The following is a 21,765-nucleotide window of genomic DNA, read 5'->3' as shown; positions in this document are numbered from 1 at the left end:
GTCTTAACGATAAAACGCTTCTACTGTGCCTTTTACTGTCAATAAAAGTGGTTGGCCGCGACGGTCCAAGGATTTACTTGGCACTTTTACCCAACCTTCACTGATGCAATATTCTTCGACATCAAAACGTTCTTTGCCGTTGAGCTTAATACCGATATCGTGCTCGAAAATTTCTGCCACATGGTGTGGGCTGCGTGGGTTAACGGAAAGGCGATCCGGTAAAGCGGGTAAAGATGTTGTGTCGGTCATGGTCGTGATCTGTCATTGTCTATAGTGAAAAAGCGTGCGCTATTGTAGGCAATCCCAGCGCAACGCTCAAGACTTTAACTGTGACTGATTGCGCTGCATGGATAAGTATGGCGGTATCTGTTCGTCAACCTTATTAGCCTGCGAGGATACAGTGCTACACTTTCGCGCGTGGTATTTTCTGGCGCTTGAATGTTAAGTTGAGCAGGCTTTATCCTATAGCCATGAAAATCTGCGATAAATCAACAGTTCTAAACGAGCGGCTATAGATCAACAGCGATTATCCAACAGCTATTAATCAGAGTTATTAATCAAGAGTTATGAACGACGACATTAGTATCTCGCTGCCCTCGCTTATTCATCGAATTGGGCGGGAGGCGGTTAAACAAGCTCAAGCGATTGCAACCCAATATGATTGCGAGCTTAAGCGTGTGCGACGTTCGAGGAATTGGTGCATGGTGGGCGGGGCGATTAAGATCCAATCCTGCAGTGCGCATTTACAAACCGAGTCGTTGCCAGCGAAGCAGTTAACGGCTAAAGATGTCCAGTTTGGTTATCTTATCAAAAAGTTGGAAACGGCCTTGCTGCAACATGCGGATAAGCTAGAGCCCTTAGACGCTAAGTTGATTCGGCTTATCACAGATAATCCCGCGATCACTTTAGGTGAGTTGATGCAACTGACCCAATGCACTATCACAGAGGCCAGATTGGCACGTTTTCAAGCCGACTCTTGGTAGTTTGCTTACTTTGCGTTCTCGCTATGCGCCTCTATTGCTTGGCTGCTTTTTCTAACACTTTTATTTGATTTTCAATTTGCTCGGCTTCAGCGGTCAGCATTGAGTAGGATCGAATATCGCCTTTTCTCTGTGCATGCATCGCTTCTTCAAGCTTGGCATTGTATTGCTGAGTTAACTTTTTTAAAGGGTTTTTCTTAAAGATTGAAAACATGGTCACTTCTACTGAGTTGAGTATTTGGGTTATATACGTAGGTAACGGGATTTAAGTTTTACTTTTTTAAATTAAAAGCAGTGCCTCCAACTCTTAATCCACAATCCACAATCCACAATCCACAGCCATCGGGCTCAGCAAGGCTGGGACGTAATCCCACCTTTTCAGAAAATGAATGGGTTGCTATGTCTTAATTAGCTTACAACCCATTCAAAATAAGTTTAAATCTTAAACTGGCCGACGAGTTTACCTAGGTTAATTCCTTCTTGCGATACGGTTTGGCTGACTCTGGCAGCATCTTCACTGGAATGAAGTAACTCATTCACAATCTCTTGGATGGCGAACACGTTGCGGTTGATTTCTTCGGTCACAGAGCTTTGTTCCGTAGCCGCCGTTGCAATTTGGGTGCTCATGTCGTTGATTGCCGTTACCGCCGATGTCACTGAGCCAAGGCTTTCGGAGATTGCGCGTGAAGAGTCTACCGAGCGTACGCAGCTTTGCTGACTTTCTTCCATCGTTTTCACCGCCAGCGCCACAAGCTTGTGCAGTTCGGATAGCATCTCATTGATTTCTAGCGTGCTTGATTGAGTTCGGCTCGCTAAGTTGCGCACTTCATCTGCCACCACGGCAAAGCCTCGGCCCTGTTCTCCGGCGCGAGCGGCTTCGATAGCGGCATTTAATGCTAATAGGTTAGTTTGCTCGGCGATGCCGCCAATAACAGATAGCACGTTATTGATTTTTTTAGATTGTTCGCTCAAGGATTGAATATTGCCAGCCGCATTGTTGATTTGCGCCATGAGCGCGGATATTTCTTCTAAAGAAGCATCGACGCAACGCTGGGCATTGGCCACATCGCCTGTTGCGGCATGGGTTGCTTCGGCTACTTGCGTGGTATTTTGCGCTACTTCGCTGGCGGTGGCTGACATTTCAGTAATAGCGGTAACCACTTGATCGGTTTCATTGTTATGGCTGATGAGTTGGCTCGACATGACTTTGGTTTGATCGTGAATCGCGTTGGCGGCGGTTTTAACTTTAGCGGTCGCGTTTGCCACATCGCCTATGATGGTTTGGAGCTTATCGACAAACAGGTTAAAGGATCGACCTAGTTGTGCAATTTCATCTTCACCTTTCACAGTGAGGCGTTTAGTTAAATCGCCTTCGCCTTTGGCGATATCGTTTAAGTTGTCCGCCATATTTTTAATCGGTGCCACCATGCGTTGGGCGGTGGCGAGAATAACGACGGCTGTAATCGCAGCGAGTAACAGTGCAATTAACAGAATGGCATAGGACTTATCAATCATCTGCTCAGTGACCGTTGCACGATAATCCTCAACGACAGCGTCGATATCATCGATATAAGCGCCTGTGCCTAGCATCCAATCAGTGCCAGGGATCATCATGGAGTAACCGATTTTCTCAATTTGCTCATTGGTATTGGGTTTTTGGAAATAGAACGAGAAGTTACCGTCACCCTTTTTAGCTGCATCGAGTAAACCAACAATGATTTTTGTGCCGCGGGGATCTGTCATATCAATTTTATTTTGCCCTTCGAGGTTGGGCATGACGGCATGGAATAGGTTTTTGCCTTGGGAGTCGTAGATAAAGAAGTAGCCTGAACTGCCAAAACGGATATCACGGAGCGCTTGGTTCACATTGCCATTTTCTTTTAAAGACAACTGATATTGCACTATGCCAGCGGCAATTTCGGTGGCTTCTTTTATTTGGGTTTTACGTTCACCGATAAGCTTAGTTCTAAACGTTGTGACTTCATCGGCAAGGGCGCTTTGTTCGACGTAGTAAGAAACTGTCATGAGTATGCACAGGGTCAAGATTAACGGGAACAGCGATAACAGCAGCAATTTGTTACGTAAACTGAAATTAGACATGCTTGATGACTCCGTGATGAACATCCTTTTATTGCAGGGCAGTATAGCTAATTCCCCATATTCTTAAGTGCTTAAGTTAACAAAAATATAATGTAAATGACAAAAAGCACGCTTTTTTCTTATGCGTTATGGGTTGGGTATACCTTAAGTTGGGTCACTTTGGTTGATCTTAATCAAGGTCCTATATGGAAAATGCGTTCACTATATTAGTTAAGCTTGATGCAAATGGCGGCTAGACTTTCGCGAACCTTGAGCAGGTATCTAAACTTGCAGCGGGTCGGCAGCAAAGCGACATAGCGGCGAAGGGAAGGGCGGAACAGTGACGAATGAAAAGCTGATTTTAACGCTGAAAATCTGCATTAGTGTGGGTATTTGTCTTATTGCGCTGGGTATTTATCTGCATAACTTTAATGACACTGTTGAAGCGATGGGCGTGCAGGGGATTATTCTCAGTGCTATGTGTGTCGCCTTTGGCATGGCGTTGTCATTACCGACTAAGATGTATTTAACCTTTATGTTGGTTAAGCGAGAGACTGAAAAACATCAATAATTTGTTCTTGCACTTGGTTTTACTCTGCGATCAATTGGCTTACTTTGCCTTCCTGTTATTCAATCTCAGTTCAAACTCAAACCTGCTATTCAACCCACTAAGCTAAGCCGCAAATGCCCCGATTGTGGTTTTTAACATAATTAACCCAAGACTAATGGGCTAAAAACACCGATAATTCCCCCTTAATGACTCATTACCAATGACGCGACTTGGTCGATGGGCTGCTACAGACTCGCATATTTAGTGGAAATCATATTCAATGGAAATCAAAGTTAATTTTCTCGACAATCTTAGACTTGAAGCCAAGTTTGATGATTTTACCGTTACCGCCGATCAGCCGATCCGCTACAAAGGTGATGGTTCTGCTCCTAGTCCGTTTGATTATTTCTTAGCGTCGTCAGCCCTGTGTGCGGCCTATTTCGTGAAGGTGTATTGCAAAGCCCGCGATATTCCAACGGATAACATCAGACTGTCGCAGAACAATATTGTCGATCCTGAAGATCGCTACAACCAGATTTTCCAAATTCAGGTTGAATTGCCAGAAGATATTTCCGATAAAGATCGCGAAGGTATTTTGCGTTCAATTGACCGTTGTACCGTTAAAAAAGTGGTGCAAACGGGGCCAGAATTTAAGATTGAAACCGTTGAAAACCTAGACGCAGACGCCAATGCCATGCTGATGGGCCAGCCTAATGGCGCCTCGAGCACCTTTATTCTGGGTAAAGATCTGCCACTGGAGCAGACCATTGCCAATATGACGGGCATGCTCGCCGATCTTGGGATGAAGATTGAGATCTCATCATGGCGCAATATCGTGCCGAACGTGTGGTCACTGCATATTCGTGACGCCGCTTCGCCAATGTGTTTTACCAATGGTAAAGGCGCGACCAAAGAAAGCGCGCTGTGTTCAGCGCTCGGCGAGTTTATTGAGCGTTTGAATAACAACTTTTTCTATAATGATCAATTCTTTGGTACTGAAATCGCTAATAGCGAATTTGTACATTATCCCAATGAAAAGTGGTTTGCGTTAGAGGAAGACGATGCGTTGCCAGCGGGTATTCTGGATGACTATTGTTTAGAGATTTATAACCCTGACGACGAGCTGTGCGGCTCGCACTTGATTGATACTAATTCGGGCAATATTAAGCGCGGCATTTGTGCGATTCCTTACACCCGTAAATCTGACGGTGAAACGGTTTACTTCCCATCGAACCTGATTGAAAACCTGTTTTTAAGTAACGGTATGAGCGCGGGCAATAACCTGCAAGAAGCGCATGTGCAGTGCTTGTCAGAGATTTTTGAGCGTGCCGTTAAACGCCAAATCATTGAGCAAGAAATTGTTCTGCCAGATGTTCCAATGCAGGTACTTGAAAAATATCCAAGTATCCTCGCGGGCATTAACGGCTTAGAAGAGCAAGGTTTCCCGGTTGTGGTCAAAGACGCTTCACTCGGCGGTCAATTCCCTGTGATGTGCGTGACCTTAATGAACCCGAAAACCGGCGGCGTGTTTGCCTCATTTGGCGCGCACCCAAGCTTTGAAGTGGCATTAGAGCGCAGCCTAACTGAATTACTGCAAGGCCGCAGCTTCGAAGGCTTAAACGATGTGCCAAAACCGACCTTTAATAGCATGGCGGTCAGTGAGCCAGAAAACTTTGTTGAGCATTTTATTGATTCAACAGGGGTAATTTCATGGCGCTTCTTTAGCAGTAAATTTGATTATGAATTCTGCGAATGGGATTTCTCTGGCACCAGTGAAGAAGAGGCCAGCGGTCTGTTTGGTATCTTAGAAGAGTTAGGTAAAGAGGTGTATATCGCCGAGTTTACCGATTTAGGCGCATCGGCATGTCGAATTTTAGTACCTGATTACTCTGAGATTTATCCAGTTGATGACTTGATTTGGGATAACACCAACAAGGCGCTGGCATACCGTGAAGATATCCTAAATCTGCATTCGTTAAGCACTAAGCAATTGGCTAATTTGGTTAATCGTTTAGAAGAAAGCCAACTCGATAACTACACGGATATCCGCACCTTAATCGGCATTGTATTCGATGAAAATACCGTTTGGGGTCAGCTCACGATTATCGAGCTTAAGATCCTGATTTATTTGGCGCTCGGTGCACACGAAGACGCGATTGAGCTAGTTGGTGAGTTCCTGCAGTTTAACGACAATACCGTTAAACGCGGCCTGTTCTACCAAGCCATGAATGCTGTATTGGAAGTGACCTTAGATGACGAGCTAGAACTTGATGATTTTATCCACAACTTCAACCGCATGTTCGGTAAAGAAGTGATGGACAATGTCGTTGGCTCAGTCACAGGTAAAGTGCGTTTTTATGGCCTGACTAAGACCAGCATGCAGCTCGAAGGCATTGAGCCGCACTTAAGGTTGATTGAAAGCTATAAAAAACTGCATCAAGCCCGTAAAGCTGCGAAAGATCTGAATTAAGTCTGTTGTTTGGCAATAGCTTTATGCATTAAAAAGCGAACCTTAGGGTTCGCTTTTTTGTTGGCTGCCTTTTGATGCGCGCTTCTTATGAGCACTTGTGACTATCATTTATTAAGGGCGCTTGTTATTGCTATGTGTGCTTTGAAATGTTCAACCCGCTTAGGCTGTATTTGATATCACTCGATTTTTACCGTTACGTTTCGCTTGATACAGGGCCGCATCGGCTCGCTTAAGCGTGTCTTCATAGGAAGTATCCAATGCTTCTATGCTGGCAACCCCGATACTTACGGTGGCAAACAAACCATTAACCGCATGTTGTTGCAGCGCAGAGTAAAAACAATCGCAGAGGTATTCAGCAAATTTAACTGCCTGAGACTGTTCTACACCGGGCAGGGCAATCACAAATTCATCCCCTCCAAAACGATACGCGCTATCGGTTTTTCTAAATTGAGTGCGACAGGTTTCGGCAACGGCGATGATAATTTTATCGCCAGCATGGTGGCCTAGCTGGTCATTGATGGACTTTAAGTGGTCTAAATCGAGGATCAAGATTGAGGTGGGCGTACGGTGGCGCTGAAAAGTGTCGAATTGAACGGTTAAGTCGCGTTCTAATCGGCGGCGATTATATAATCCTGTGAGCTGATCGGTATCGCTGAGCTGACGCAGCTGCAGTTCAAGCTCATGTCGCTGTGAGATATTACTGGCGACCCAGAGCACCACTGGCTCATCATTGACGAGAAAGTCTAGCGCTTGAATTCGTCCCTCAAACCAAATGGGTCGATCTGGGCCCGCGTCAGGTAAGCCTTTGACATCTTTATTACTGAGTTCATATTCTTCAATCAGTAATGCTCGGCTAGCTAAGGCTTGTTCGATAATGCCTAAGAAGTAATTTGTTTTATCGGGGTTTAATACATCAGCAATGTACAAACCGACTAAGCCACTGCCATCGTGGTAATAACGCCCATCTTTACCGCCGAATACAGCCACGTACCGACCACTTTTTGACAATATTAAGGCAGGATCTGGCAGTGCATCGAGGATTAACGCCATCTGTTCAATATTGATCATCAATTAAGATCCCTGTGGAAAATCACTTAACTTTATGTCTGCGTGTCCAAGTCATCATTACGAGCCGCTCTTTGGAGCTTTAGCCGCCAATGAATCCCGCTAACTCATAATAATCTAGCCGCTTTTGGTGCGAACAACAAACCATAACGACACGCCGTACAATTTATTTGTCGTCACGATTTTGCCAAGTCGCCAGCGCGATTGATGCCATAAGCCATAACTCTCTCTTTGCCTATTGTAACGAGTCAATAGTGATATGTTGGACTTAAGCGTGTGTGCTTATGTTCAAAAAGCTCAACCGCAGCGCTTAGTGAGCAGATGTTTTTCGAGTAGACTCTAGAACCTGAATTGCGGTTTTAATTTTACCCAGGGATTTATAATGCATACAGCCGATGATTTTATTGAACATTTAGCACTAGAACAGCATGTTGAAGGCGGCTATTACCGCTCATCCTATCGTTCTGAAACGCCGTTTGATCAGACTCGGGCATTATGGAGCAGCATCTATTTTTTACTGCGCACGGGGGAAGTTTCCCACTTTCACCGCCTAACCGCCGATGAAATGTGGTACTTCCATGCAGGACAATCGCTCACCATTTATATGATTGCCCCTGATGGCGTGTTAACCACGGCGCAATTGGGACTCGATTTAGCGGCGGGCGAGCGACCACAATTTTTGGTGCCTAAGGGCTGTATCTTTGGTTCGGCGATGAATCAACCCGGCTTTTCGCTCGTGGGCTGCATGGTGTCCCCCGGTTTTACCTTCGATGATTTCGAGTTATTTAGCCGAAAAACGTTACTAGCTCAATATCCGCAGCACAGCGAAATCATCAAGCGTCTGAGCCGATAGTGGTATAAAAAAAGCGCGTTCATTAGAGCGTGAATTAACCCATTAATGAGTGAGAGTTCGATTCGGTCGAAATAACATCATTCGGCTAAATCAACGCTACTCAGTGTCGTTAAATTTGGCTCAATAGTAAGATATCCCCGCGACAAGGCTTGTCTATTGGCGTTTAACCACGTAAAACAGGCTTTTTGGCGTACCTCTATGTACCAAGTGTTAGGAGTAATTGAATTTGGAACACTTAGTGTGGGAGCTCGATCCTGTATTAATCTCGTTTATGGGACTAAAAATACATTGGTATGGAGTCTTGTTTGCTGTTGCTATCACTGCTGGTTTTCAGGTGATGAAGCGGATTTATATCAAGGAAAACCTCGATGTTGAGTCCCTTGATAATCTGCTGATTTATTGTGTGGTTGGCATCATAGTGGGCGCGCGTTTAGCCCATTGTATTTTTTACGATCCGGCTTATTACTTTGCCCATCCGCTTAAGATTTTAGCGATTTGGGAAGGTGGACTCGCCAGCCACGGTGGGGGGGTAGGGGCGATTCTGGCGCTGTATTATTACCAACGCAAAGTGAAGCTGCCCTTCCTGTTTTTGTTGGATAGACTCGCTATCGCCACCGCCATTTTTGGCTTTTTTGTGCGTATGGCGAACTTTGCCAACTCAGAGATTTTAGGCGATCCAACGACTCAACCTTGGGGCATTATATTTGCCCGTGTTGATATGTTGCCAAGGCATCCGGCGCAGCTTTATGAGGCTTTTGCCTATTTGGCTATCTTTGTCGCGCTTTATGCTCTGTATCAATTTACGCATATTAAACAACGGCATGGAGCGATTTTCGGCCTGTTCCTCGTGTCGGTATTTAGTGCGCGAATTGCGATTGAATCGATTAAAGTCAGCCAAGCGGCATACTCTGAATCAGTGCTAAGTGCGGGACAACTTCTTAGCTTACCGTTTTTAGCCGTTGGCATAGTCTTGTTATTTTTGGCGTATCGAAAGAAAGCCGTTTAAGTCAGAATATCAAACGGTTTAAAAAGGCTTTCTATCTAGATAGAAAGCCTTTTTTATGAAGGAATTAATCCTCAAGGATGACGTTAGGCTGTCTTCACTATATTGCTCACTTGCACCATGGCATCCCGTGCGGAGCGGCTCACTCCCGAGAGTTGGAAGAAGCCATGGATGACCCCAAGATAGCGGCGGCAGTGGGCATTCACGCCAGCCTCTAATAGATGCCTAAATAGCTGTTCTCCTTCATCGACGAGCGGATCAAATTCTGCGGTGATGATATGGGTTTCGGGCAGTCCCGCTAGGTCAGCGCTTCGCAGCGGACTGGCTTCGGCATCGGTTCTGGGGTGCCAATCTAAATACAGATCAAATCCAGTGAGTAAGGTGTCGCGGGTGATGATGTATTTCTCGCCATTATCGCTATAGCTTTGGCTTTTAGCGGTGGCATCGAGCATTGGATAGATAAGCACTTGTTTTTGTGGCAACCATTGTCCTTTGGCTTTTAAACGTAGGCAAGTGACGAGGGCTAAATGGCCGCCAGCGCTGTCGCCCATCAGGGTAATCTTGTCCTTATCGCCACCCCATTGTTGGCAATGCTGATAAATAACTTCGGCGGCATGGCAGGCATCGTCGTGGGCGGCGGGGTAAACATGTTCTGGGGCGAGGCGATAGCTCACCGCAATAACCAGTGCGCCAGCATCATTGGCGAGTTTACGCAGTTGTTGATTGTGGGTTTCAACGCTGCCACTGACAAAACAGCCGCCATGGTAGTAAATGACAACGGGTAAATCGTTTGCCGCCGAAGGTTTGAACAGGGTCAAGTCTGCGCCATCGATGGAAACTGCGCGCACCTCGAACACGTCTTCCGCTTCACCTGCGAGTACCGTGCTGGCGATATAACCTTGCCTACGTTGCTCAATGGTTTGCTCTCGCACAGATGGGCAACCCGCTGCGATAAACTCGCTAACCAATTGTTTAATCCCCTCTTCTAAATAGAGTTGGCTCATTTAATCTTCCCTCATTTTTCTGTGTGCTTAGCAGTTCTGCAATGGGCTGAGTTTATCGGCAGTTTAATTGAAATGGTAGCCGCAGTGATGAGAAGCAATAGCGGATTAGCAGCATTGACATGATTTCTGCCAGTAACTATTTTTGCTCAATTTGTTTTTGCTCAGATTGTTGTGCGCACTCTGGCTCTGTACTCATTAATTAGATGCTTGTTAGCCTAAATTCACACACTGTGATGAGTCCTGTTTTTAGCTCTGCCATCAACTCATTAATGAATACGGTTGCAGTCGGCATATTTTCAATATTACAGATTGAGTTGTATGGCGACTTGTAAGAAAATTACCAACTCAATTGACCATTAGGCTGGATGCGCTTAAATTTCCGCCTGATTGTGTGTTGGTTAGCACTAGGTTGTCTATTTGTGAAAGTTGCTTTCAGTATCTTGGCTAAAATATAGGTTGCCAAGATACCGTTTGAGCGACACATTGAGCCAGCGCTCACATCGTTATCCGTACTCTATTTGCAGGAATTCTCCGTGGCTAAAGCACCTAAAACATTGCAACAACGCATGAGCATAGTCGCCCTCACTTGGCCGATTTTTGTCGAGACCTTGCTGCAATCACTGCTTGGGATCAGCGACATTTTTATGCTTAGCCACTATTCCGATAATGCGGTTGCAGCGGTGGGGCTCACGACTCAGCTGATGTTCTTCATGATGGTTATGTCCATGATGGTGAGCACAGGTGCGAGTATTTTGATTAGCCAGAACAATGGCGCAGGTCAGTCGCAACAGGCTGTCGATATCGGGGTGGCAAGTGTTGCATTGAGTTTAGGACTCGCCTTGATCATGGGCGCCTCTATGTTCTTCGGCGCTAAGGGGATTATCGGCCTATTTGCGCTTGAACACGATGTGGCAGGCTTTGGATATGACTACTTAGTGATTTGCGGCAGCTTGAGTATAGGCTTGGTCATGAACATCGCTTTTGCCGCGATTCTAAGGAGTTACGGCTTTACCCGCTCGGCTATGTTAGTCACCTCAAGCACAGGCTTGATGAACGTTATCGGTAACTATATTGCCCTGTATTCTCCCTTTGACATGCCTGTTTATGGGGTAACAGGGGTGGCAATTTCCACCGTCACCAGCCAGATCATCGGCGCTGTGATTATGCTGATGGTGATCCGCTATAAAAAGATCCCGCTGCCACTGCAACGGCTTAAATTATTACCGCGCAGCACCTATTGGAGCGTGATACGTATCGGCTTGCTCAATGCCGGTGAGATGTTGTCTTACAATGTGGCGCAGATGACCATCATCTATTTTATCAGTCAAATGGGGACTTTATCGCTCACGGCTTATACCTATGGCCTAAATATCAGCCGGTTTATTTATTGTTTTGCGGTGGCGCTCGGGCAGGCGACGCAAATTCAGACCGGGTACTATGTCGGCAAACAATGGTTCGATGAAATCACTGCGAGAGTGCAACGCTACTGTCTGGTGGGTTTTGTCACTTCGCTGGTCATAGTGTTAGTCTTCTACTGGCAGCGATTCACTATTGTTGGCTGGTTAAGTGAGAACGAGGAAGTCATCCAACTGACGGCGTTATTACTGGCAGGTTCTATCGCGCTTGAAACGGGGCGGGTGTTTAATCTGGTGATTATTTCGGCATTAAAAGGGGCGGGTGATGTGGCGTTCCCCGTGCGGGTTGGCCTCTTTAGCATGTGGGGGATTGGCGTGCTATTGGCATGGTTCTTTGGCCTTCATTTAGGCTATGGCGTACTCGCCGCTTGGCTTGCCGTCGCCGCCGATGAGTGGATACGCGGCCTGATTATGGTATACCGCTGGCGCTCGTGCCGTTGGCAACGTTTTACTCGAATACCCGCTGTGACTGCAGTGTAGTTTTGGTGAGGTGAATTGGAAGCGCAGCAAACATTGGCTGCGCTTTTTGTTTGATAAGCTTAACTTTGCTGCTTCAACAGGGTACGGCACAGCTTGATAAAGTCCGATGACGTGACGATACCGAGCACCTTTTTATCGGCATCGACGACGGGTAAGCAGCCGAGTTTGTTTTCGATAAAATATTCCACCACCACAGTTAAGGGCTCGTCGGCAGTAAGATGCTGAAAGTCTTGGTCCATCACGGTTGTGATCGGCGTGTATCGTTCCTTGCGCTCGAGCGCGCCTTGGCCGTACTTATTCAACATAGTCATCACGCTGGCGATCATCTTTTTATGGGTGAGTACGCCAACGAGGGTACCATCAATTTCAGAAATCACGGGTAAGTGGCGTACGCCACGGGTTTGCATCAGATGGTGGGCATCTTTCAAACTGGCGCCATCGCTGATGCAGATGACTTGATCACTCATAATATCGCTGACTTTCATTGTTAAATTCCTTTTCTTGCCATTCTTAGGCGTGCATTTAACACGCTGCGTTAGCCTGCACCGATGTTAGCAGCTTACTTGTTCGCTGCGCCAGCCCTGCATAAATAAAGTGCGCCATTCAGTATAAGTGTTTGAATTGATAGAAATCATAAAAGGCTGACAAAGATGTCACAAATGTGTAACAGTGATGTCTCACAATCGGGGTCTCATTAGACCTCATACCAGTGAAGCCTTATCTAACAAGGAATAATAATAATGAATCGTACCGTAACTCGTCGTGACTTTTTGGCTATGTCGGCCAAAGGTGTTGGCGTTGCTGTGATCTCTTACGGCTTGATGGGCTGTAGCGATAGTAATGATGATAATTCTGTACCCGCGCAATTTTTACATGGGATTGCCAGTGGCGATCCTGCGATTGATGCTGTGATCCTTTGGACCCGTGTCACGCCTGAATCTGAGGGTGATGTAAAAGTGAGCTGGCAAGTGGCAAGCGATGCGGCCTTTAGTCAATTAGTGACCACGGGTGAGATGGTCACTAATGCAAGCCGTGACTACACGGTTAAGATTGATGCCCGCGGTTTACGTGCTGGCCAAAACTACTTTTACCGCTTTATGACTGGTGACAAAACCTCAGCCGTGGGTAAAACCCGCACGCTGCCTGAGGGCGATGTGAGTTCTGTCAAACTGGCGGTGATGTCCTGTGCGAACTTTCCAGCCGGATACTTTAACGTCTATGAATTAGCGGCGGCGCAGGATGACTTAGATGCCGTGGTGCATTTAGGCGATTACATCTATGAATATGCCCGTGGCGGTTATGCCAGTGAGCATGCTGCAGAGCTTGGCCGTGAAGTCTTACCGGCCACTGAGTTGCTGACATTGGGCGATTATCGCACCCGTTATGGCCAGTATCATACCGATGCGAGTCTGCAAAAGTTACACGCGAAAGTGCCTTTTATCACAGTTTGGGATGACCACGAAGTGGCCAACGATACTTGGCGTGATGGCGCTGAGAATCATAATGAAGGCGAAGGCGATTTTGCTGTCCGCAAAGAAGCGGCACTGCAAGCCTATTTCGAGTGGCTGCCTATTCGCCCATGGCGCGAAGGGAACCATGAAGAGATTTACCGCAGCTTCAGTTACGGCAATCTTGTCGACCTGCACATGCTCGATACCCGTGTATTGGCCCGTGATAAACAGCTCGATTATGCCGATTATATGGATCCGACAACGGGTTCGTTTGCGGGTGAGCGTTTCCTTGCCGATGTGACTTCGACCACTCGCACTATGCTGGGTCTGACGCAATTGTTATGGCTGCAAGGCACTTTGCTGCAAGCAACGGGCAAGTGGCAGGTGTTAGGGCAACAGATTTTGATGGGCAAGATGTCATTGCCGGCGGCGATTGCGACTCAGCAGATGAGCATTCCCCAGTATGCTATGTTAGGCGCGTTAGCTAAGCTAGCGGCGCGTGCGGCCGCAAATGATCCCACGCTGACCGCCCAAGAGTTGCAATATCTTCAGGCTAATCAAGCTTTACTAACCCCAGAAGTTATCGCACTGCTGCAATTACCTGCCATTCCATACAACTTAGATGCTTGGGACGGTTACGCCTACGAGCGTGAGGTGATTTTAGGTACGGCTAAATCGAAAAACCTCAACCTAGTTGTGATCGCGGGCGATACCCATAATGCTTGGGCTAACGAGCTTAAAGATGTGAATGGCGATACCGTTGGGGTGGAGTTTGCGACCAGCTCAGTGTCTTCACCAGGTCTTGAGTACTATTTGAATCTGCCAGCTGAGCAGATCCCTGCGACTGAGGCGGCGATCGTCGAGTTAGTGCCAGATCTTAAGTACGCTAACTTAAGAGATCGCGGCTTTATGACGCTCACTTTCACCGCTGATGAGGTGCGCAGCGACTGGCATTATGTGGATACCATTCTATCGAAGGATTTCCAAGCGGCAACGGCACGTGGTTATAGCGCCAAGGCAAAAGTGGGCGAGCATGTGATTACGCCTATCGTTTAACGCAGATATTTATTCGCTGTTTTTAGGCCACCTTAGGGTGGCCTTTTTGTTGCTTTTTGCCTAAAAAGGCAAAATAAATGTCTGTTGTCACGCAAGTTCTTACTATTACTGCAGCACATCGCATTTTTTTGGTATAAAATTCGCTCCCAAAATTCGGCGGCTGCCTACACTTGCTAAGGCAAAGCTGTTTTAGTGTTTTGGGAACCTTTACCCGCCGAACAGACCTTACAGGGGTCATAAGCTTTAACGACCTAAGAATAAAATCAATGTGATGGGGACTGTGTCATGTCAGAAAAGTATTTTGTTACCGCGCAGCAATTGCTGGAAGATTCATTTTTATTAGCTTCGCAAGTGTATGAGAGTGGCTTTCGTCCGCAGTTTATCGTGGGTATTTGGCGTGGCGGCGCTCCAATCGGGATCGCGGTACAGGAATTTTTCGACTTTAAACAAGTAGAAACCGATCACATTGCCGTGCGTACTTCTTCCTATTATGGGATTGGTACCGACAAGCAAAGCAAAGAAATCAAAGTTCACGGCCTGCATTACATCGTTGAAAATGCGAACGCAAGCGACGGTTTATTGATTGTGGATGATGTGTTTGACTCTGGCCGCAGTATCCATGCATTAAAAGAAAAACTCGGTCAGTTGATGCGCCTGAATATGCCAACCGATATCCGTATCGCTTGCCCTTATTACAAGCCAAAAAATACCGCCGTGCCTTTAAAGCCTGACTATTACATCCATGCCTCTGAAGACTGGTTAGTGTTCCCGCATGAAGTCACAGGTTTAACGCCGGAAGAAATAGCCGAAGGCAAGGGCGATTTAAAGAATATCCAGCACCTGTTTAAATAACCTGAACTCGGGATAATGAGGCCCGAAAAGATGCCTATTCAGCGGCTCTGTTTATCCCGAGCTCAGGTTAAAGAGGTTGCTCGCGGCGAGATATAGACTATTTTCGCAATAAAAAAAATGCGTTAACGAGCAATCGTTAACGCATTTTTTGTTTTCTATATCGATGACTTATAAATCCATACAGTTCGCATAGTAAGTCACAGTGGCGGGCCAGTCGGAGAATACTCCAATCACACCGACATCTTTAGCTAACACATCGAGTAATTCAAAGGTATCGCCTTCGTTATCTATGGCTTCGGTAATGCTTTGATAATAAAAGCCGCCACCATTTTTTAATAATCCAGAACGTTCCAGCGACCAAGTGATGATCTTAAGCCCAGCGCCTTTGGCGGCCTTAGCGTATTCCGAAGGGATGATCTTTTTGTCCGCATCTAAGGCGACTAAAACCCAGAGTGGCGGCGCGATAATTTCGACGCCTTGGGTTTTCAAATCTGCCATTGATGGTGACCAAGTGGCAGAGTTTTGCGGATCGAAAGCGCTGTTATAATCGTATCTGTCATCGAGAAATACGGCTTGTTTCGCAAACTCAGGTGCGTTGGCGACCCAATATTTGATGTCATCTAAGATAAATGATTGAGGGAATACTTGCGAAGCATCGACGCCAGCCGCTGTGTATTCATCTAACATTTTTTGCGCGTAATCCTGCTGAGTAAAACCATCGAATGGCATAGATACGCTGGCGGCTTTGAGTTCTGGCGTCATCTTCACGCCAGCTTTTTTAAACATTTCAATACTTTCGGCGTGGGTCATCAAGGTGCCATTACCTGCGTAGAGATCGGTGCGCCAGCTTGGAGTGCCATTGATGAATTCGGCCGCAGTGGTCGCTTTAGGATTGCTGCCTTCCATTTTACCCTTGAGGGTTTTAAATTCGGCGAGGGTGATATCGCTGGTGCAACAGGTCGCCGATGCGCTGACGCCATTGGCTGCATCGGCTGGAGTGAATGGGCTCGAACATTTATTAGCCAGTTCAGGCACGGCTAAAATGTTGGTCGTGCTGGCAAGATCGCACTGTGAGTGGCGGCAAACTAAAGCTTTATCGGCGGTGAAGGTGACATCACATTCAACTATGCCTGCGCCAGAATCGATAGCCGCTTGGTAGGATTCCTTTGTATGCTCAGGGAATTGCATTGGTGCGCCACGGTGACCGATGGAAAACTCGCTGCGATAAAAATTGTCAGTGGTACATTGTTCTAAGCGGGTTTTAAGTGCGCTGTCTTGCATTTGACGCACGAGGAATAAAGGTCTTTCTCCCACTTGAGCTGGAACAGGTTTGCTGGCAGGTGGCGTGACTTCTGTGTTGTTATCGTCACTATTGCAACCAGCTAATAAAGCGCTGGTGGCAATTAACAGGCCGAGTGAGATCGACGAAATAGGGCGTAGTTTCATCAGATTTACCTATGAGTAATGATGTAAATTATTAATATTAATCAGAAACTCTAAAGTGTTAATGTGACTAAAAAAGCCTATTTTTATGACATAAACAAGAATATATACCGTTTGCACGACGATTATCTAAAGCACGCTAGCTTGCGATAAACAGCCATAGACAGAGGATGAGCGGGATATATGCGCAGTGTTGTTTTAGACTTGAGAATTGACTCCACTGGGCGAGTCGATGAAACTGGCATGAATATTTTCATCTGGGCGATCTTTCTGGGCCGAAATCAAGTACACTGCGCTCCTTTTGTTTTATGATGAGCGTTTGGTTCGCTTGATAAGACAAACGTGACAAGCATCATTTAGGAAATAGAGCAGAATGAGCAAGGGCAAAAAATACGATTTTCGCGTGACACAGGGCGACAAAGGTTGGAAAACTGAAATCACTCGTCGCATGACATCAACTAAAACGGTTGTGTCTAAGAGCCATGATGGTTTTGCGACCGAAGCCGAAGCGCAAGCTTGGGGCTTAACTGAATTACAAGTGTTTTTAGGCACGTTAACTGAGCGCAACAAGCGTCGTTCAGAGAAACAAGCTAAAGCAAAATTAGCGGCAGCATTAGCGGCTGAAGCGGCAACTGATGCCGAAGATCTTGATGAAGATGATTTCGACGAAGAGTAACACTCACTCGTTCAGTATTGTCTTATCAAGCTAGTGTGATTGTTAGGGCGCGCATGACGCGTTCTGAAACGTCACTCTGGCTATAAATAACAAAAGGCGGATCTTAGGAGCCGCCTTTTGTGTTTTTGTCGCTCAACCTCTTTGAGCTTATCAACTCATTTTTTCCTGTTCACTCCGCACGTTTTGGTCGATTGAGAGCCGTTATCGCTATAGTCTTGTTTTTAGAGAGTTTCAGCGCTATTGCGTATTCTATACCATTAATAAATAACGATAATTATTATCGTTTGGTTTACTTGGATTCAGGTCTGTGCTCATATGTAGAGAATTCGAACACACGTTTAATTTTATTAAGGTAAGGGAACACCTATGAAACTACTTCAATCCAGTTTATTGCTGTGTTTGTCGGCTTCGGCAACCATGAGTTATGGCCAAGCCTTAGATGGAGAGGCGTTACGCTTGCTACAGGCGTCGCTAAAGGATTCGACTTTGGATGCACAAGCTCAGTTAACCAATACTAAGCGGGCATTGGCGTTAGATTTGAGCCATCAATATGCGCAGCTTGCGCCTATCTTACAGACTGAAATAAACCAGTATCAGTTGGCCGTAAATGCCGATGACATTCTGTCTCAGCATAGGCTCAATGATAATGTGATCACCAAAGCCGATGCGTCGATTCGCCGAGTGAAGGGCTTAAGTGCCAAAGCAGATTCTCTGGTGCAAGTGCGTCTAGCAGATGAAACCATGTTAACCCCATGGCAGCAAGGTGAGTCTCCTTTATTTGCCTATGAGCCCGATGGTGACGAGAGTCAGTGGGATTATATTGAAGCCTTTGATATTCATGGGCAAGTTCATCAATTAGACGTGTATAACCTACCGCAGCAGCCGGTGTTTGTGGTCGGTATCGATAGTAAAAAAGCCTTTGTGGCTGGCTTAGAGGTGATGCGGGCGACATTTGCCGAAGCACAATCGGCGAAAAAAGATGGTGCGCTACTGAGCCGTGCGCAAACACAGGCGGTGGCAGACAAGCCTATTTCCACCACAGTGATCAAACAAATATCCTTGAAGGATGATCATGAGCCGTGGATTTCTGGTCGTGCCGAGATTTACGGCATAGTGACAGGGGTTGACCCGAGCCGTGAAGAACCTGTGCTCGATATCGTCGAAATGCCCTATTTAGATTATTCGGATACGACCTATTATCCGAATCAAATCATCATCCATTGGGAGCGTTATCGTTGGGCGGCTGCGGACATGATCCTAATGGAGCATGACGATGGCACTAACTATAAAGTGTTGGCCACTAAGTTGTTGGAAGCGGCGGAGCAGATCTTAAAGTCGATCCCCGATCCTGAAGCTCAGGGTTATGCGCTGATCCCGCAAATCACCAATGGTATTTTAAGTGTGATGCCGGATGCTTGGTTCACCAATGACGATGACTTTGTCGACGTGTATTACACCTTACAGGAAGGGGTTGAATATCCTAACTTGAACGGGGCTAACGGTAATGCGATGACGAGCTTTGCGCCATTAGTCATCCAACCAAGACCATGATGAATTATTGCGGTTAAATGCATTGGCTGGAATGTAAAAGCGGATCCTAAGATCCGCTTTTTTGTTTTTATCACTTAACGTTAGGCTAAGCCATTCACCTTAAGCTTTTAGCTTGAAACTACCTTGCATAATCGCCCAGTGGCCTGGGAAGCTGCAGAAGAATTGGTAGGCTTCAGTAGCGCTCATGCCAGCAGTGCTAAAGGTGATAGACGTTGATTCGCCGCCGCCCACTAATGGCGTGTGAGCGATAACGCGAGTATCACCTGCTTTGACATAGGCAGCATCAGGACCGGCACTCATACCTTCGGTCGCTACGGCTGACATATCGGCTGCCTTAGTTAATACCCAGTTGTGGCCCATAGCTGCTTTTGGCAAAGTGCCTGAGTGGGTTAAGGTTAAGGTCACTTCTTTACAGCTTGCAGGTACAGACAGCTCTTTAGTGTCAAATTGCATTGCATCAGTGGCGGCAATTTTCAGTTCACATTCGTTGGCACTCGCTTGGCTAGCGAATAATAATCCGAGGCCGATTAGGCTAGTGCTGGTCACGTTACGTAAAGCTGTGCTTTTTGCTTTCATCTGGTACTTCCTTATTTGAACAAGGGTAGCCGAGTCCTTTTGACTCGGACATGCGCCTGCAAGCATAAGCAATCTTTATTAAATGGGAATGAAATCAGCGTGTAAATTATGTATATGCAACTTTCGTTTGAGTGCTGCATTCTCAGTGACTGCAAAATTCTGTAACGGCAAAATCGCTAGCGGTACACATAGACGAGCGAGTACTTAGCTGGCGTGAACTAAGTACTCAGGAGTTATTGTTTATAATTTTTGATTTATGACTTTGATTTATAAATGATAATTTAGGCAGTCGAACTCAGGGCGTCTAACTCAAAGTCGCTTACTTTTTTAGTACGAAAGCTCCTGTCGATAGGGAATCGCACGTTGTGCACCTGGGCGAGTGACAGTAATGGCACTGGCTGCATTGGCAAATCCCACGGCTGCAGCAATCGACATGCCCTCGCTTAAGCCCACAACTAAGGCGCCATTGAAGGTATCCCCTGCGGCGACTGTGTCTATGGCCTGCACTTCAAACGCAGGTATTAGCCCATTAAAACCTGGGCTGCTGATAAATGCGCCACGGCTACCTAAGGTAATGACCACAATCTTTACTCCCTGCTGGTGGAGAAGTTGCGCTGCCATGTGTGCATCATCAATATGGTTGATCTCAACTCCCGTTAAGGCTTCTGCTTCGGTTTCATTGGGGGTAATAATATCTACCCACTTGAGTACATCTTGGCCAAGTGCCGTCGCTGGAGCAGGATTTAGCACAGTCGTCACGCCAAGATTCTTGGCTATTTGCAGCGCCTTTGCCACTGTGGCAGCGGGCGTTTCCAATTGTGTTAACAAGTACTCCGCATTAGCAAACAGGGCGTAATGAGCTTCTAAGTCATCGGGTGAAAGGCTGGCGTTGGCACCTGCGGCAACGCCAATCGTATTCTCACCGTTATCACCGATAAAAATCATGGCAGTGCCAGTGCTCAGTCCGGCTATTTGGCGGATCCCTTCCGCACTGATGCCATCTTTCATCCAGCTTTGACGCATATCATCGCCGATACTGTCTTGGCCGAGGTGACAGATAAAATCAGTGCGTGAACCTGATTTGGCTAAGCGCGCGCAGGCGACGGCTTGATTGGCCCCTTTGCCGCCCTGTTCGAGGCGGTAATCTCGGCTCATTAAGGTTTGCCCTGCAGCGGGCAGGTACTCAAATTTCATCACATGGTCGGCATTTGCACTGCCGATAACGAGTATCTGGCTCATAGAAGACTCACTGTCATTTTTATCTGCGATTGAGATAAGTTGCATCATAGACGCGTAAACTGTCTACCAGTAAATCGACAAAGCCTTGCCTATCGATCCCAAACAGCACAGTCGCATTGGCGGCTTTACCTGTTAGCTGATAGCGATCGACCACTGTCATGCCTAAGGTCAACTCACTTTGGGTTTCAATGCTTACCCAGCAATCTTGCGCCTCAAATAGTTCAGGTTTAAGCAACCAAGCGATAGTGCAGGGGTCGTGCAATGGCGCACCAATAAAGCCCCATTTAGGATCTCTGTGGTAAATCATAAAGAAATCCAATAATTCGGCGACGCATTGAGCAATTGGATTTTGAATCGCGCGAATACGTTCTATGTCTTCATCCATGATTTGCGCCTGATGAGTCACATCGAGCCCACACATAGTAATGGGAATACCGGATTTAAAGACAATATCGGCGGCTTCAGGGTCGACAAAAATATTAAACTCGGCGGCAGGCGTCCAATTGCCGACACCGGCTGCGCCGCCCATTAGCACTATGCGTTCGATCTTGGCGTGTAATTCGTGGTGGCTGGCGAGCAAAAGCGCGATATTGGTGAGTGGTCCTGTGGGGACGAGTGTCACAGGCTTATCGCTTTGGCGAATTTGCTGCGCCATTAATTCAACTGCGGTAATGGCTTGAGGACTAAAACTTGGATTAGGCAATGCAGGGCCGTCGAGTCCGGTTTCACCATGGACATTGTCGGCAATGATTAATTCGCGAGCTAATGGCTTGACGGCGCCGCCAGCGACAGGAATATCACTGCGATTTAATAAGGTTAAGATCCGCAGGGCATTATTGAGCGTTTTATCCGGCGTTTGGTTACCGGCGCTGGTGGTGACGGCCAGTGGAACCAGCTCTGGATGGGCGAGAGCTAAAATGAGCGCAATAGCGTCGTCATGACCGGGATCGCAATCCAGAATAATAGGGCGAGTCATACTGTTACTCCTTTAAACAGCGGTGATGGGTGCTTAGAATAGCATG

The 21,765-nt window shown here is 46.6% G+C and carries 20 protein-coding genes; 10 read left to right on the top strand and 10 right to left on the bottom strand.

The window, feature by feature from the left end; all coding sequences use genetic code 11:
• Nucleotides 1-3: 3 nt before the first annotated feature.
• Nucleotides 4-249, bottom strand: coding sequence for a DUF3297 family protein (locus tag BM607_RS17015; RefSeq protein WP_006080205.1), 246 nt, complete (start codon nucleotides 247-249; stop codon nucleotides 4-6).
• Nucleotides 250-566: 317 nt separating this feature from the next.
• Here BM607_RS17015 and BM607_RS17010 point away from each other — a divergent pair, with 317 nt between their 5' ends.
• On the top strand, nucleotides 567-983 hold the full coding sequence (locus tag BM607_RS17010; RefSeq protein WP_071939916.1) for a ribosome recycling factor family protein: 417 nt from the start codon (nucleotides 567-569) through the stop codon (nucleotides 981-983).
• Between the two features lie 31 nt (nucleotides 984-1,014).
• On the opposite strand, the gene BM607_RS17005 is transcribed toward BM607_RS17010, so the two are convergent.
• Nucleotides 1,015-1,194, bottom strand: coding sequence for a DUF6435 family protein (locus tag BM607_RS17005; RefSeq protein ID WP_011845786.1), 180 nt, complete (start codon nucleotides 1,192-1,194; stop codon nucleotides 1,015-1,017).
• Nucleotides 1,195-1,415: 221 nt separating this feature from the next.
• Nucleotides 1,416-3,080 (bottom strand): methyl-accepting chemotaxis protein, encoded by a 1,665-nt coding sequence (locus BM607_RS17000; protein WP_071939915.1) that lies wholly within the window; start codon nucleotides 3,078-3,080, stop codon nucleotides 1,416-1,418.
• 319 nt (nucleotides 3,081-3,399) lie between these two features.
• Between BM607_RS17000 and BM607_RS16995 the strand changes: the two genes are divergently transcribed.
• Both BM607_RS16995 and BM607_RS16990 read left to right on the top strand, forming a co-directional pair.
• Nucleotides 3,400-3,630: a hypothetical protein gene (locus BM607_RS16995; RefSeq protein WP_006080209.1), complete on the top strand. Its 231-nt coding sequence runs from the start codon at nucleotides 3,400-3,402 to the stop codon at nucleotides 3,628-3,630.
• Between the two features lie 259 nt (nucleotides 3,631-3,889).
• Complete coding sequence (locus tag BM607_RS16990) at nucleotides 3,890-6,079, top strand: OsmC domain/YcaO domain-containing protein (protein ID WP_071939914.1); 2,190 nt, start codon at nucleotides 3,890-3,892, stop codon at nucleotides 6,077-6,079.
• Between the two features lie 159 nt (nucleotides 6,080-6,238).
• Here the strand turns inward: BM607_RS16990 and BM607_RS16985 are convergent, their stop codons facing one another.
• Nucleotides 6,239-7,147 (bottom strand): sensor domain-containing diguanylate cyclase, encoded by a 909-nt coding sequence (locus BM607_RS16985; protein ID WP_071939913.1) that lies wholly within the window; start codon nucleotides 7,145-7,147, stop codon nucleotides 6,239-6,241.
• 379 nt (nucleotides 7,148-7,526) lie between these two features.
• Here BM607_RS16985 and BM607_RS16980 point away from each other — a divergent pair, with 379 nt between their 5' ends.
• The gene (locus BM607_RS16980; protein WP_012588549.1) at nucleotides 7,527-7,997 is read left to right on the top strand and encodes a cupin domain-containing protein; all 471 of its coding nucleotides are present in this window, start codon (nucleotides 7,527-7,529) and stop codon (nucleotides 7,995-7,997) included.
• A 226-nt stretch (nucleotides 7,998-8,223) separates the two neighbouring features.
• On the top strand, nucleotides 8,224-9,003 hold the full coding sequence (gene lgt / locus BM607_RS16975) for a prolipoprotein diacylglyceryl transferase (RefSeq protein ID WP_071939912.1): 780 nt from the start codon (nucleotides 8,224-8,226) through the stop codon (nucleotides 9,001-9,003).
• A gap of 83 nt (nucleotides 9,004-9,086) precedes the next feature.
• Here the strand turns inward: lgt and BM607_RS16970 are convergent, their stop codons facing one another.
• Nucleotides 9,087-10,004, bottom strand: coding sequence for an alpha/beta hydrolase (locus BM607_RS16970; RefSeq protein WP_071939911.1), 918 nt, complete (start codon nucleotides 10,002-10,004; stop codon nucleotides 9,087-9,089).
• Between the two features lie 533 nt (nucleotides 10,005-10,537).
• Between BM607_RS16970 and BM607_RS16965 the strand changes: the two genes are divergently transcribed.
• Nucleotides 10,538-11,899, top strand: a complete 1,362-nt coding sequence (locus tag BM607_RS16965; RefSeq protein WP_071939910.1) for an MATE family efflux transporter — start codon at nucleotides 10,538-10,540, stop codon at nucleotides 11,897-11,899.
• Between the two features lie 59 nt (nucleotides 11,900-11,958).
• On the opposite strand, the gene BM607_RS16960 is transcribed toward BM607_RS16965, so the two are convergent.
• Nucleotides 11,959-12,384, bottom strand: coding sequence for a CBS domain-containing protein (locus BM607_RS16960; protein WP_011845794.1), 426 nt, complete (start codon nucleotides 12,382-12,384; stop codon nucleotides 11,959-11,961).
• 255 nt (nucleotides 12,385-12,639) lie between these two features.
• Between BM607_RS16960 and BM607_RS16955 the strand changes: the two genes are divergently transcribed.
• Entirely contained in the window at nucleotides 12,640-14,406 is a 1,767-nt protein-coding gene (locus tag BM607_RS16955) for an alkaline phosphatase D family protein (RefSeq protein WP_071939909.1), read from the top strand.
• A gap of 285 nt (nucleotides 14,407-14,691) precedes the next feature.
• On the top strand, nucleotides 14,692-15,258 hold the full coding sequence (locus BM607_RS16950) for a phosphoribosyltransferase family protein (RefSeq protein ID WP_006080219.1): 567 nt from the start codon (nucleotides 14,692-14,694) through the stop codon (nucleotides 15,256-15,258).
• Between the two features lie 168 nt (nucleotides 15,259-15,426).
• Here the strand turns inward: BM607_RS16950 and BM607_RS16945 are convergent, their stop codons facing one another.
• The gene (locus BM607_RS16945; RefSeq protein ID WP_071939908.1) at nucleotides 15,427-16,704 is read right to left on the bottom strand and encodes a glycerophosphodiester phosphodiesterase family protein; all 1,278 of its coding nucleotides are present in this window, start codon (nucleotides 16,702-16,704) and stop codon (nucleotides 15,427-15,429) included.
• A 370-nt stretch (nucleotides 16,705-17,074) separates the two neighbouring features.
• Between BM607_RS16945 and BM607_RS16940 the strand changes: the two genes are divergently transcribed.
• A complete protein-coding gene (locus BM607_RS16940) occupies nucleotides 17,075-17,377 on the top strand; it encodes a DUF3622 domain-containing protein (protein WP_006080221.1) in 303 nt (100 codons plus the stop codon).
• Between the two features lie 366 nt (nucleotides 17,378-17,743).
• Entirely contained in the window at nucleotides 17,744-18,928 is a 1,185-nt protein-coding gene (locus BM607_RS16930; protein ID WP_071939907.1) for a DUF3103 domain-containing protein, read from the top strand.
• 99 nt (nucleotides 18,929-19,027) lie between these two features.
• Here BM607_RS16930 and azu read toward each other — a convergent pair whose 3' ends face one another.
• The 3 genes from azu to rihA form a co-directional block, all read right to left on the bottom strand.
• Nucleotides 19,028-19,504 carry an azurin gene (gene azu, locus BM607_RS16925; protein WP_006080224.1) on the bottom strand — a complete coding sequence of 159 codons (477 nt, stop codon included), beginning with the start codon at nucleotides 19,502-19,504 and terminating at the stop codon, nucleotides 19,028-19,030.
• Between the two features lie 327 nt (nucleotides 19,505-19,831).
• The gene (gene rbsK, locus BM607_RS16920; protein WP_071940046.1) at nucleotides 19,832-20,743 is read right to left on the bottom strand and encodes a ribokinase; all 912 of its coding nucleotides are present in this window, start codon (nucleotides 20,741-20,743) and stop codon (nucleotides 19,832-19,834) included.
• Between the two features lie 19 nt (nucleotides 20,744-20,762).
• Nucleotides 20,763-21,719 (bottom strand): pyrimidine-specific ribonucleoside hydrolase RihA, encoded by a 957-nt coding sequence (rihA, locus tag BM607_RS16915; protein ID WP_071939906.1) that lies wholly within the window; start codon nucleotides 21,717-21,719, stop codon nucleotides 20,763-20,765.
• Nucleotides 21,720-21,765: the final 46 nt, after the last annotated feature.

Source organism: Shewanella sp. SACH, from assembly GCF_001887095.2.
Taxonomy (GTDB): Bacteria; Pseudomonadota; Gammaproteobacteria; order Enterobacterales; family Shewanellaceae; genus Shewanella; species Shewanella baltica.
This window is presented reverse-complemented; position numbering and strand designations above follow the sequence as displayed.

Coding starts and splice junctions, on each gene's coding strand:
- BM607_RS16940 (WP_006080221.1), top strand. CDS start 17,075: ATGAGCAAGGGCAAAAAATACGATTTTCGCGTGACACAGGGCGACAAA.
- rihA (WP_071939906.1), bottom strand. CDS start 21,719: ATGACTCGCCCTATTATTCTGGATTGCGATCCCGGTCATGACGACGCT.
- BM607_RS16985 (WP_071939913.1), bottom strand. CDS start 7,147: ATGATCAATATTGAACAGATGGCGTTAATCCTCGATGCACTGCCAGAT.
- BM607_RS16960 (WP_011845794.1), bottom strand. CDS start 12,384: ATGAAAGTCAGCGATATTATGAGTGATCAAGTCATCTGCATCAGCGAT.
- BM607_RS16950 (WP_006080219.1), top strand. CDS start 14,692: ATGTCAGAAAAGTATTTTGTTACCGCGCAGCAATTGCTGGAAGATTCA.
- BM607_RS17000 (WP_071939915.1), bottom strand. CDS start 3,080: ATGTCTAATTTCAGTTTACGTAACAAATTGCTGCTGTTATCGCTGTTC.
- BM607_RS17010 (WP_071939916.1), top strand. CDS start 567: ATGAACGACGACATTAGTATCTCGCTGCCCTCGCTTATTCATCGAATT.
- rbsK (WP_071940046.1), bottom strand. CDS start 20,743: ATGAGCCAGATACTCGTTATCGGCAGTGCAAATGCCGACCATGTGATG.
- BM607_RS16945 (WP_071939908.1), bottom strand. CDS start 16,704: ATGAAACTACGCCCTATTTCGTCGATCTCACTCGGCCTGTTAATTGCC.
- BM607_RS17015 (WP_006080205.1), bottom strand. CDS start 249: ATGACCGACACAACATCTTTACCCGCTTTACCGGATCGCCTTTCCGTT.
- BM607_RS17005 (WP_011845786.1), bottom strand. CDS start 1,194: ATGTTTTCAATCTTTAAGAAAAACCCTTTAAAAAAGTTAACTCAGCAA.
- BM607_RS16980 (WP_012588549.1), top strand. CDS start 7,527: ATGCATACAGCCGATGATTTTATTGAACATTTAGCACTAGAACAGCAT.
- BM607_RS16955 (WP_071939909.1), top strand. CDS start 12,640: ATGAATCGTACCGTAACTCGTCGTGACTTTTTGGCTATGTCGGCCAAA.
- BM607_RS16990 (WP_071939914.1), top strand. CDS start 3,890: ATGGAAATCAAAGTTAATTTTCTCGACAATCTTAGACTTGAAGCCAAG.
- BM607_RS16970 (WP_071939911.1), bottom strand. CDS start 10,004: ATGAGCCAACTCTATTTAGAAGAGGGGATTAAACAATTGGTTAGCGAG.
- BM607_RS16930 (WP_071939907.1), top strand. CDS start 17,744: ATGAAACTACTTCAATCCAGTTTATTGCTGTGTTTGTCGGCTTCGGCA.
- azu (WP_006080224.1), bottom strand. CDS start 19,504: ATGAAAGCAAAAAGCACAGCTTTACGTAACGTGACCAGCACTAGCCTA.